This is a genomic window from Streptomyces misionensis (assembly GCF_007896895.1).
In the GTDB taxonomy this organism is placed as follows: Bacteria; Actinomycetota; Actinomycetes; order Streptomycetales; family Streptomycetaceae; genus Streptomyces; species Streptomyces misionensis_A.
Map to the genome: position 1 here is coordinate 1 of NZ_VOGW01000108.1, position 11,522 is coordinate 11,522.

General features: G+C 72.4%; 7 protein-coding genes. 3 read left to right on the top strand and 4 right to left on the bottom strand.

Features of this window, described 5'->3' with window-relative positions:
- Positions 1-997, bottom strand: a 997-nt coding sequence (locus FRZ03_RS19380) for a LacI family DNA-binding transcriptional regulator (RefSeq protein ID WP_146466435.1), incomplete at its 3' end; no start/stop codon positions are given.
- A gap of 253 nt (positions 998-1,250) precedes the next feature.
- Here FRZ03_RS19380 and FRZ03_RS19385 point away from each other — a divergent pair.
- From FRZ03_RS19385 to FRZ03_RS19395, 3 genes are all read left to right on the top strand, one after another.
- Entirely contained in the window at positions 1,251-3,593 is a 2,343-nt protein-coding gene (locus FRZ03_RS19385; protein WP_186785503.1) for a helix-turn-helix domain-containing protein, read from the top strand.
- Between the two features lie 33 nt (positions 3,594-3,626).
- Positions 3,627-5,900, top strand: coding sequence for an SF1B family DNA helicase RecD2 (recD2, locus tag FRZ03_RS19390; protein ID WP_146466437.1), 2,274 nt, complete (start codon positions 3,627-3,629; stop codon positions 5,898-5,900).
- A gap of 178 nt (positions 5,901-6,078) precedes the next feature.
- Positions 6,079-7,368 (top strand): citrate synthase, encoded by a 1,290-nt coding sequence (locus FRZ03_RS19395; RefSeq protein ID WP_146466438.1) that lies wholly within the window; start codon positions 6,079-6,081, stop codon positions 7,366-7,368.
- 632 nt (positions 7,369-8,000) lie between these two features.
- Here the strand turns inward: FRZ03_RS19395 and FRZ03_RS19400 are convergent.
- The 3 genes from FRZ03_RS19400 to FRZ03_RS19410 form a co-directional block, all read right to left on the bottom strand.
- Positions 8,001-10,265 (bottom strand): heavy metal translocating P-type ATPase, encoded by a 2,265-nt coding sequence (locus FRZ03_RS19400; protein WP_146466439.1) that lies wholly within the window; start codon positions 10,263-10,265, stop codon positions 8,001-8,003.
- Between the two features lie 96 nt (positions 10,266-10,361).
- A complete protein-coding gene (locus FRZ03_RS19405) occupies positions 10,362-10,601 on the bottom strand; it encodes a heavy-metal-associated domain-containing protein (RefSeq protein ID WP_146466440.1) in 240 nt (79 codons plus the stop codon).
- A 70-nt stretch (positions 10,602-10,671) separates the two neighbouring features.
- Positions 10,672-11,522: PrsW family intramembrane metalloprotease (locus FRZ03_RS19410; protein ID WP_261399258.1), on the bottom strand; the 851-nt coding region annotated here is incomplete at its 5' end.

An 11,522-nucleotide genomic window follows, 5' to 3' on the forward strand; every position in this document is an offset into this window, starting at 1 on the left:
CTTCCGTGGTCTCACCGCAGGAGCGGCGGACGACGAGCCGGGCGGCGAGGGTGACGGACGCGGTCGGCCGCCCCTCGATCCGGTCCACCAGGGCCCGTACGGCGGCCCGGCCCAGCTCGCCCGTGGGCTGGGCGATCGCGGTGACCGGGGGATCGGTGTGCACGAACCACGGGATGTCGTCGAACGCGGCGAGCGCGATGTCGTCCGGCACCCGCAGCCCGCGCGCGCGGACGGCGTCGAGGGCGCCGAGCGCCATCAGGTTGTCGGCCGCGAAGACGGCGTCCGGCGGCTCGGGCAGGTCGAGGAACCCCTCGGTGACCCGGCGTCCGCTGGCGGCCTGGAAGTCGCCCTGGCCCGTGTAGACGTCGGGGAGGGACAGCCCGTACTCGGCCAGCGCGGCCCGGAACGCCTCGACGCGTTCGCTGCCGGTGGTGGTGGCCGCCGGTCCCGCGATGATCGCGACCCGCCGGTGGCCCAGCCGGTACAGGTGCGCCACGAGGTCCTGCACGGCGGCCCGTCCGTCGGCGCGTACGACGGGGACGTCGACGCCGGGGATCCAGCGGTCCACGAACACCATGGGGGTGCCGGCCCGCGCGGCGTCCAGCATCAGCGGCGAGCCGCCGTCGGTCGGGGACACCAGCAGCCCGTCGATCCGCCGGTCCAGCAGATTGCGCACGTGGTGGTCCTGGAGGTCGGGCCGCTCGTCGGCGTTCCCGATGATCACGCTGTACCCGAGCGAGCGGGCCTCTTCCTCCACGGACCGGGCCAGCTCGGTGAAGTACGGGTTCAGCACGTCGCTGATGACGAGGCCGAGGGTGTGCGTCTGGTCGGTGCGCAGCGAACGGGCGACGGCGTTCGGCCGGTACCCGAGCGCCTCGACGGCGGCCAGCACACGGCCGCGGGCGTCCGCACTGACCGACGGATGCGCGTTCAGCACACGGGAAACCGTCGCGACGGACACGCCCGCCGCGGCGGCGACATCCTTGATGCTCGCCACCTCCGGCCCACCTCCTTGTGAACTCGTGACGCTTGGAATCGATTACATCGAGACGCGAGAAACGATTGGAATCGATTACACGAGTGGTGACAAGAGGGCAGGGTTGGCCGAAACCCAATCGTGACCTGGCGGGAAAGTGATGGTCCGTCACGGTAAGTCGGTGCCGTGGGGCGTGGGATGCTTTGAGGCAAGCTTCACCCGGAGTGATGGGCGGAGGACCATCGGCGAGATCGCGGAGCAACGGGAACACACCATGAGCGAGGCGGTGGAAACCGGTGGCGGATCACCGGCCGGCCGGCTGGTGCGGGAGGCGCGGCAGCACCTCGGGCTGACGATCGAGGAGCTGGCCGAGGCGTCCGGCGTCTCGGTGCGCACGATCGGCGACGTGGAGCGGGGCCGCAGCCAGCGCCCGCAGCGCGGGACGCTCACCGCGCTCGCCCAGGGCCTCGGCCTGGACGAGGCGGCGCGTGCCGAACTGCTGGCCGTCGTCCGCGCGGGCCGTCCGGTGACCGGCACCTCCGCCCGGGTCAAGGCCTCCCCCTGCACCCTGCCCAGGGGCGTGCGGGACTTCGTCGGACGGCACGCGGAGCTGTCCGCGCTGCGTGCCCTGGCGCAGCGGGCCGCCGAAGGGCAGGACCGGGACGGGGACGTGCCACCGGTGGCGGTGGTGTCCGGTCCGCCGGGCAGCGGGAAGACGACCCTCGCGCTCCGGCTCGCCGAGGAGTTCGCGCCCTCGTTCCCCGACGGCGAATTCCTGCTCGACATGCGGGGGCTGGAGGAGCACCCGCTCTCGGCGCAGGAGGCGGTGCTGCGCCTGCTCGGGGCGTGGGACATCGAGGTGGCCCAGCTGGGCGCCGAGGAGCGCCTGGCGCGCTACCACGCTTCCGCGGCCCGGCTGCGGGCGGTCCTGATCCTGGACAACGCGGCCGACGAGGCCCAGGTCAGGCCGCTGCTGCCGCGGGAGGGCGGGGTACTGGCCGTGGTGACCAGCAGGCGCACCCTGGCCGGCCTGGAAGGGGTGCGGCGGGTGCAGCTCGGCGCGCTGAGCGAGGACGAGTCGACCGCCTTGCTGCGGGCCATCGTCAGCGACGGGCGCGTGGACGCGGAACCGGACGCGGTGCGCTCGGTGAGCGAGCTGTGCGGGCACCTTCCCCTGGCCTTGCGGGTGGCGGGGAACTGGGCGGCCACCCGGACGAACTGGAGCCTGCGGCGGCTGGCCGGCCGGCTCGCCGACGAGGACCGCCGGCTGGACTCGCTCAGCGCCGGTGACCTGCGCGTGAACTCGGCCTTCTCGCTCTCCTACTCGCGTCTGGCTCCCGCGGCCGCGCGGATGTTCCGGCTGCTGTCCCTGGTGCCGGGACCCGATTTCAGCGCGCCGCCGGCCGCCGTCCTCGCGGGCGTGTCGCTGCCGTACGCGGAGGACCTGCTGGACGACCTGCTGGACGCCGGACTGCTGATGACCTCACCGGGGGACCGCTACCGCTTCCACGACCTGCTGCGGTTGTACGCGCGCTCCCGGCTGCGCGCGGAGGAGGGCGAGGCGGGGGCGGCCGCGGCCGGTGCCCGCCTGCGCTCCTGGCTGCTGGAGACCGCGGTCCTCGCCGGCCGCTGGTACGAGCCGGACCACGGCGCGCCGCCGCCGGACCCCGGCCGCCTGGTCGCCCTGGACGACCGGGACCAGGCACTGCGCTGGCTCAAGGCGGAGAGCGACAACTGGCTCGCGGCCCTCCGCGAGGCCGCCGCCGGCGGCGAGCACGCCACGGTCACGGACGTCGCACAGGCCATGAACTGGTTCTCCGACCTCTGGGTGTCCTGGGGCCACTGGGCCGAGGTCTTCCAGCGCGCCGCCGAGTCCGCGGCGGCCCTGGGCGATCCCGGACTGGAGGCCGCCCACCGCAACCACGTCGCCTGGGCCCACTGGGTGGGCGGCCGCCACGACGAGGCCGCCGTCTCCGCCACGCGCGCGCTGCGCCTCGCCACGGCCGGCGGGGACGTCGCCCAGCAGGGCTGGGCCCATTTCTATCTCGGCTGGCTCCAGAACGTGGCCGGCGACGACGCGCCCGCGACCGGCAACCTCACGCGCGCCAGGGAACTGTTCGTCCGGGCCGACGACATCAGGGGCTACCTGCAAGCGGCCATCGCGGGCATCAACCTGCTGGAGAGGGCCGGCCGCCTGCGGGAGGCCGTCGAGGCCCACCAGGAGGTCGTGGACGCCCTCGCCGACCCCCGCAACCACGAGCGCATCCCGCCGAACGTACGCGACACCGACGCCCTGACGGCCGGCTACCAGGTGGGCTTCGTCCATCTCGCACAGGGCCACTGGGCGGACGCGGTCCGCGCGCTGCGGCCCATCCGCGGGCAGTTCGACGCCCGCGGGTTCCACACGCCCGGCGCCGAGGTCCACCTCAACCTGGCCCACGCCCTCGCCCGGCTCGGGGAGGACGACGAGGCCGCCGCCGGGTACCGCGCCGTGCTCGCGCTGGAGGGCCGCATCCCGCCGGCCATGGTGGACGAGGCCCGCACGGGCCTCGACGCCCTCGCCCCCGGCGGGCCGGCCCTCGAGGAGCCGGCCCGGCTCGCGGCCCGGCGCCCCTGATCCGCTGTCACCCCCCACCGGTACCGTCGGATCATGGCTCAACAGGCGGGGACCCAGGCCGGGGAGCGGCGGACGGCCGTGCTCGAAGGCGTGCTGGAGCGGATCACGTACGCCAACGAGGAGAGCGGGTACACCGTCGCCCGGGTGGACACCGGAAGGGGCGGCGCGGAACTGCTCACCGTCGTCGGCGCGTTGCTCGGCGCCCAGGTGGGGGAGTCCCTGCGGATGGAGGGGCGCTGGGGGACGCACCCGCAGTACGGCAAGCAGTTCCAGGTGGAGAACTACTCGACCGTGCTGCCCGCCACCGTGCAGGGGATGCGGCGGTACCTCGGGTCGGGGCTGGTCAAGGGGATCGGGCCCGTCTTCGCCGACCGGATCACCCGGCACTTCGGCCTGGACACCCTGCGCGTCATCGAGGAGGAGCCCGGCCGGCTGATCGAGGTGCCGGGGCTCGGGCCCAAGCGGACGAAGAAGATCGCCGACGCCTGGGAGGAGCAGAAGGCGATCAAGGAGGTCATGCTCTTCCTCCAGACCGTCGAGGTGTCCACCTCCATCGCCGTGCGGATCTACAAGAAGTACGGCGACGGCTCGATCGACGTCGTCCGCAAGAACCCCTACCGGCTCGCCGCCGACGTCTGGGGCATCGGGTTCCTCACCGCCGACAAGATCGCCCAGTCCGTCGGCATCCCCCACGACAGCCCGGAGCGCGTCAAGGCCGGTCTCCAGTACGCCCTCTCGCAATCCGCCGACCAGGGCAACTGCTTCCTGCCCGAGGAGCGGCTGATCGCCGACGCCGTCAAGCTGCTCCAGGTGGACACCGGGCTCGTCATCGAATGCCTCGCCGAGCTGGCCCGGGAGCCGGAGGACGGCGCCGACCCCGGTGTGGTGCGCGAGAAGGTGCCCGGACCCGACGGCACCGAGCCCGTGACCGCCGTCTACCTCGTGCCCTTCCACCGCGCCGAGATCTCCCTCTCCGCCCAGCTGCTGCGCCTGCTGCGGACCGGCGAGGACCGCATGCCCGGCTTCCAGGACGTGGACTGGGCGAAGGCCCTCGGCTGGCTGAAGACCCGTACCGGGGCGGACCTCGCGCCCGAGCAGGAAGCGGCCGTCCGGCTCGCGCTCACGGAGAAGGTCGCCGTGCTCACCGGCGGCCCCGGCTGCGGCAAGTCCTTCACCGTGCGCTCGATCGTGGAGCTGGCCCGGGCCAGGCGGGCCAAGGTGCTGCTCGCCGCGCCGACCGGGCGGGCCGCCAAGCGGCTGGCCGAGCTGACCGGGGCGGAGGCGTCCACCGTGCACCGGCTGCTGGAGCTGAGGCCCGGGGGAGACGCGGCGTACGACCGGGACCGGCCGCTCGACGCCGATCTCGTCGTCGTGGACGAGGCGTCCATGCTGGACCTGCTGCTCGCCAACAAGCTCGTCAAGGCCGTGCCGCCCGGCGCCCACCTCCTCTTCGTCGGGGACGTCGACCAGCTGCCCAGCGTCGGGGCCGGCGAGGTCCTGCGGGACATGCTGGCCGACGGCAGCCCCGTCCCCGCCGTCCGGCTCACCCGGGTCTTCCGGCAGGCCCAGCAGTCCGGCGTCGTCACCAACGCGCACCGGATCAACGCCGGGCAACAGCCCCTCACCGACGGGCTGAAGGACTTCTTCCTCTTCGTGGCGGACGACACGGAGGAGGCCGGGCGGCTCACCGTGGACGTGGCGGCGCGGCGGATCCCGGCGAGGTTCGGGCTCGATCCGCGGCGGGACGTGCAGGTGCTCGCGCCGATGCACCGGGGGCCCGCCGGGGCCGGCGTCCTCAACGGACTGCTCCAGCAGGCCATCACCCCGGGGCGGCCCGACGTGCCCGAGAAGCGGTTCGGCGGGCGGGTCTTCCGCGTCGGCGACAAGGTGACCCAGATCAGGAACAATTACGAAAAAGGGAAGAACGGTGTGTTCAACGGCACCGTGGGCGTCGTCACCTCGCTCGACCCGGTCGACCAGCGTCTGACGGTACTGACGGACGAGGACGAGGAGGTCTCGTATGAATACGACGAACTGGACGAACTGGCGCACGCGTACGCGGTGACCATCCATCGCTCGCAGGGAAGTGAATATCCCGCCGTGGTGATTCCCGTCACCACGGGAGCATGGATGATGCTGCAGCGGAACCTGCTCTACACGGCCGTCACGCGGGCGAAACGCCTGGTGGTGCTGGTCGGTTCGCGCCGGGCGATCGGTCAGGCGGTGCGCACGGTGTCGGCCGGACGGCGGTGCACGGCGCTGGACTTCAGGCTCATCGCGAAAAATGATCGATCAAATGAGTCGTGAAGGTCACAGAGCACTTCCAGATGCCTCTCCGAGGGGGCAGGATGAGCAGGTTGGCGGCACTGAGTGCCGCCAATAGGCCCAATGGTCGACCCCGAGTGCACTCTCCTGAGCCAAATGGGGGATGGTAGAGACAGTCAGGGCACCTCGAAGATGAGGCACTACGTCGGTGAGGGAAGACGTGAGCGACAACTCTGTAGTACTGCGGTACGGCGACGGCGAGTACACCTACCCGGTGGTCGACAGCACCGTCGGCGACAAGGGCTTCGACATCGGGAAGCTGCGCGCCCAGACCGGGCTGGTGACCCTGGACAGCGGGTACGGCAACACCGCCGCCTATAAATCCGCGGTCACCTACCTCGACGGCGAGGCGGGCATCCTCCGCTACCGCGGCTACCCCATTGAGCAGCTGGCAGAGCGCTCCACCTTCCTGGAGGTGGCGTACCTGCTGATCAACGGCGAGCTGCCCACCGTTGACGAGCTGACGACGTTCAAGAACGACATCACGCGGCACACGCTGCTGCACGAGGACGTCAAGAACTTCTACAAGGGCTTCCCGCGCGACGCCCACCCGATGGCCATGCTGTCCTCGGTCGTGTCGGCGCTGTCCACCTTCTACCAGGACAGCCACAACCCGTTCGACGAGAAGCAGCGCAACCTCTCCACGATCCGGCTGCTCGCCAAGCTGCCGACGATCGCGGCCTACGCGTACAAGAAGTCGATCGGTCACCCGTTCGTCTACCCGCGCAACGACCTCGGCTACGTCGAGAACTTCCTGCGCATGACCTTCTCGGTGCCGGCCGACGAGTACGAGCTGGACCCGGTCGTCGTCTCCGCGCTGGACAAGCTGCTGATCCTGCACGCCGACCACGAGCAGAACTGTTCGACCTCCACGGTCCGCCTGGTCGGCTCCTCGCAGGCCAACATGTTCGCGTCGATCTCGGCCGGCATCAACGCGCTGTGGGGCCCGCTGCACGGCGGCGCCAACCAGTCCGTGCTGGAGATGCTCGAAGGCATCCGCGACTCGGGCTCCGACGTCGACACCTTCATCCGCAAGGTGAAGAACAAGGAGGACGGCGTCCGCCTGATGGGCTTCGGCCACCGGGTCTACAAGAACTTCGACCCGCGTGCCCGCATCATCAAGGCCGCCGCGCACGACGTCCTCTCCGCGCTGGGCAAGTCGGACGAGCTGCTCGACATCGCCCTCAAGCTGGAGGAGCACGCGCTCTCCGACGACTACTTCGTCGAGCGCAAGCTGTACCCGAACGTCGACTTCTACACCGGCCTGATCTACCGGGCCATGGGCTTCCCGACCGAGATGTTCACGGTCCTGTTCGCCCTCGGCCGCCTGCCGGGCTGGATCGCCCAGTGGACCGAGATGATCAAGGAGCCGGGCTCCCGCATCGGCCGCCCGCGCCAGATCTACACGGGCGTCGTCGAGCGCGACTTCGTGCCGGTCGAGGAGCGCTGACACCTGCCGGTGGGGGCGCCGCGTCCGGTGCCCCCTTGTCGGCGGCCTGCGCCGCGCGCGCCGTCGGCGAGCGCTGAGCACACCGACTGACAGGGCCTGCCCGTACGGGCGGGCCCTGAAGCGTTCCGGCGGTCCTGACGGCGCCGGAACACGGAACGCCGAACACGGCAGAAGGCGCCCTGAGCCGCCGGTCCCCCCACGGGCCGACGACCAGGGCGCCTTCCCATGTCCCGGTGCGGATTCCCCCCACGGGATCCGGGCCGGGCGCTCGAGAGGACAGCGCCTGAATCGCTGTCGGTGCGGTCTGCCGGGACATCGCACGCCGGGAGGGCCGCTCAAAGCTTCCCGGTGTACGTGCCCCGGCAACGCATCTCCGGGGAAGTCCCCCAAGACATCCCCAGATGCCGGGTCAGCGCCCCCCAAGACGCCGATCCGACATCGCCAACTTAGACCTTCGAACCCCTTCGATGGTTACGTTCACATCACTGTGATCTGCGTCTCTTGCATTTGTCCTTTTGATGCACAAGAGCCCCGTTATGACGAACGGAGCCCTTGCGTAAGGAAGATGCGCGAGCCTTGTGAAGAGCTTATGTGAGGCTCGCGCCCGTCTCTAGGGGACTCGGGGCCCCATTTCAACGGAAACGGCGCAGCCGCAGGCTGTTGGTCACCACGAACACCGAGGAGAAGGCCATCGCCGCGCCCGCGATCATCGGGTTCAGCAGCCCCGCCGCGGCCAGCGGCAGCGCGGCCACGTTGTAGCCGAAGGCCCACACCAGGTTGCCCTTGATCGTGGCCAGCGTGCGCCGGGAGAGCCGGATCGCGTCTGCCGCCGTGCGCAGATCGCCCCGCACCAGCGTCAGGTCCCCGGCCTCGATCGCCGCGTCCGTGCCGGTGCCCATGGCGAGGCCCAGATCGGCGGTGGCGAGGGCGGCCGCGTCGTTGACGCCGTCGCCGACCATGGCCACCGCGCGTCCCTCGCGCTGCAACCGCCGTACGACGTCCACCTTGTCCTCGGGCAGCACCTCCGCGTACACGTGCTCCGCGTCGATGCCGACGGCCTTCGCGACCGACTCGGCGACCGTCCGGTTGTCCCCGGTCAGCAGCACCGGCGTGAGTCCGAGGGCCCGCAGGTCACCGATCGCCTCCGCGCTGGTCTCCTTGATCGCGTCGGCGACCGCGAGGACCCCGCGGGCCCGTCCGTCCCAGCCCGCCAGGACGGCCGTACGACCCTCCCGCTCGGCCTCGCGCGCCGCGCGGGCCAGCTCCTCGGGAACGTCGTCGTACAGGCGCCCCACGGCCACCTCGCGGCCGTCCACCCGCCCGCGCACGCCCCGCCCGGGGACGTTCTCGAAGTGCTCGACCGCCGGGAGTGCGCCGGCGCGCTCCTCGGCGCCCGCCGCGACGGCGCGGGCGACCGGGTGCTCGGAGGCGTGCTCCAGGGCGCCCGCGAGGCGCAGCAGCTCCTTCTCGTCCTCGCCGTCGGCGGCGTACACCGCCTGGAGGGTCATCCGGCCGGTGGTGACGGTGCCGGTCTTGTCCAGCACGACGGTGTCGACACGGCGGGTGGACTCCAGGACCTCCGGGCCCTTGATCAGGATGCCGAGCTGGGCGCCGCGCCCGGTGCCGACCATCAGCGCGGTCGGCGTGGCGAGGCCCAGCGCGCAGGGGCAGGCGATGATCAGCACGGCGACGGCGGCGGTGAACGCGGAGACCGCGTCCCCGGTGACGCCGAGCCAGCCGCCGAAGGTGGCGAGCGCGATCAGGATGACCACGGGCACGAACACCGCGGAGACCCGGTCGGCGAGCCGCTGCACCTCGGCCTTGCCGTTCTGCGCGTCCTCCACCAGCTTCGCCATCCGGGCGAGCTGGGTGTCGGCGCCGACCCGGGTGGCCGCCACGACGAGCCGGCCGCCCGCGTTGACCGTGGCGCCGGTGACCTTGTCGCCGGGGCCGACGTCCACCGGCACCGACTCGCCGGTCAGCATGGAGGCGTCGACCGCCGAGACGCCCTCCACCACGGTGCCGTCGGTGGCGACCTTCTCGCCGGGCCGGACGACGAACCGGTCGCCGACCGCGAGGGCGGAGACGGGCACGCGCACCTCGCGGCCCTCCCGCAGCACCGCCACGTCCTTGGCGCCCAGCTCCAGCAGCGCCTTCAGGGCCGCCCCCGCGCGCCGCTTGGAGCGGGCCTCCAGGTAGCGGCCGAGCAGGATCAGCGCGACGACGCCGGAGGCGACCTCCAGGTAGATGGTGGAGGCGCCGTCCATCCGGGAGACGGTAAGGCGGAACTCGTCGTGCATGCCGGTCATCCCGGCATGGCCGAAGAACAGCGCCCACAGCGACCAGCCGAACGCGGCCAGCGTGCCGACCGAGACCAGGGTGTCCATGGTGGCCGCGCCGTGCCGGGCGTTGGTCCAGGCGGCGCGGTGGAAGGGCGCGCCGCCCCAGACGACGACGGGCGCGGCGAGGGTCAGCGACAGCCACTGCCAGTTGTCGAACTGGAGGGCCGGGATCATCGCGAGCAGCACGACGGGGGCCGCGAGCAGCACGGAGACGAGCAGCCGCCGGCGCAGGGCGCCCAGCTCGGAGTCGGGTCCGGGGGCCTCCCCGGCCGCCGTCTCGGGCTCGGCCCGCGGGGGCGCGGGCTCCTCGGCGGTGTAGCCCGTCCGGACGACGGTGGCGATCAGGTCTTCGACCTCGACGCCCGCGCCGTAGCTGACCTTCGCCTTCTCGGTGGCGAAGTTGACGGTGGCGCTGACGCCCTCCATCCGGTTGAGCTTCTTCTCCACCCGGGCGGCGCAGGAGGCGCAGGTCATCCCGCCGATGAGCAGTTCGACCTCGGACGGCGGGGACGCGTCACCCGGGGCCATGGGTGTCTGCGCGGTGGTGCTGGTCATGTCCGGACTCCAGACATCGGACCGGACCGCACGGAGCCAGTATCAGCTGGTCGGTACGGCCCGGTCGGGGAAGGTAGGAGGTGGTGCGGGTGGTGCTCAGGCCTTGCCGGCCAGCTCGAAGCCGGCCTCGTCGACGGCGGCGCGGACGGCCTCGTCGTCCAGCGGGGCCTCGGAGACGACGGTGACCTCGCCGCTGGACGCGACGGCCTTCACCGAGGTGACGCCGGGGATCTGGGAGATCTCGCCGGAGACGGATCCCTCGCAGTGGCCGCAGCTCATGCCGGTCACCTGGTAGACGGTGGTGACGGAGGCCGGGGTGTCGGTCTGGGCGCTCATGTCGTTGCTCCTCGTCGTGGCGTGGGGGAGGGGTTCCCGGAGGGTTCCCCACCTTCTTCAGGCTATACCCCTAGGGGGTATTTTTCCAAGGCGGATTCCTTCGGACGAGTGACAGCGCCCAGCCCGCCCCGGCCAGCGTGACAAGGGCCGGCCCGGCGGCGGACACCAGGGTCAGCAGATGCTGCTGCGCGGCGCTCGGCTGGGGCGGGTACCCCGGCGCGAACAGACCGGGCTCCGTGCCCCGGCCGGTCAGCCGTACGACCAGCCAGGGCGCGACGGCGCGCAGGGCGTCCGCGAGGGCGTGCAGCAGGGACACCCCCATGCACGCGGCGACGACCGGCGGGGCGCACCGGAAACGCCCGTCCGGGCGCCGCAGCGCCAGCAGCGCGCCGCCGGTGACCGCGGTCCACAGGCCCTGCCCGAAGGGGGCGAGCAGCCCGCGCAGCAGCTCGGGCTCCAGCCGGCCCGAGGGGGCGGCGAGCGCCGCGGCGAGGGCGTACCCGGTGCTCTCCACCGCGGCGAACCCGACGCCGACGGCCGCGCCGAGCGCCAGCCCGGCCCGTGTGCCGCGGATGCCCGGCTGACGGCGCAGCGTGAACGCCAGCGCCCCCAGCTTGGCCGTCTCCGCGGCCAGGGCGACGGTCAGGAACCAGTCGGGGGAGGGGTGCGGCACGGACGAGCCGGCCAGCGCGGCGGCGGGCACGCCGAGCGCGCCGCCGGCCAGGAAGCAGCCGAGGACCGCGCTGACCCCGAGATCGCGGCCGTGTCGCTCGTACGCCCAGAGCACGAAGACCACCGGCACCAGGAAGCCGCCGAGCAGCACCAGTGCGGGCAGCGGGGCCGTGCTCCGGGTCGCCCAGGTCAGGCACGCGGTGGCCGCCCACACCGCGAGCCCGCCGCCCAGGCAGCGCCGCCACAGCC

Coding starts and splice junctions, on each gene's coding strand:
- FRZ03_RS19385 (WP_186785503.1), top strand. CDS start 1,251: ATGAGCGAGGCGGTGGAAACCGGTGGCGGATCACCGGCCGGCCGGCTG.
- recD2 (WP_146466437.1), top strand. CDS start 3,627: ATGGCTCAACAGGCGGGGACCCAGGCCGGGGAGCGGCGGACGGCCGTG.
- FRZ03_RS19400 (WP_146466439.1), bottom strand. CDS start 10,265: ATGACCAGCACCACCGCGCAGACACCCATGGCCCCGGGTGACGCGTCC.
- FRZ03_RS19405 (WP_146466440.1), bottom strand. CDS start 10,601: ATGAGCGCCCAGACCGACACCCCGGCCTCCGTCACCACCGTCTACCAG.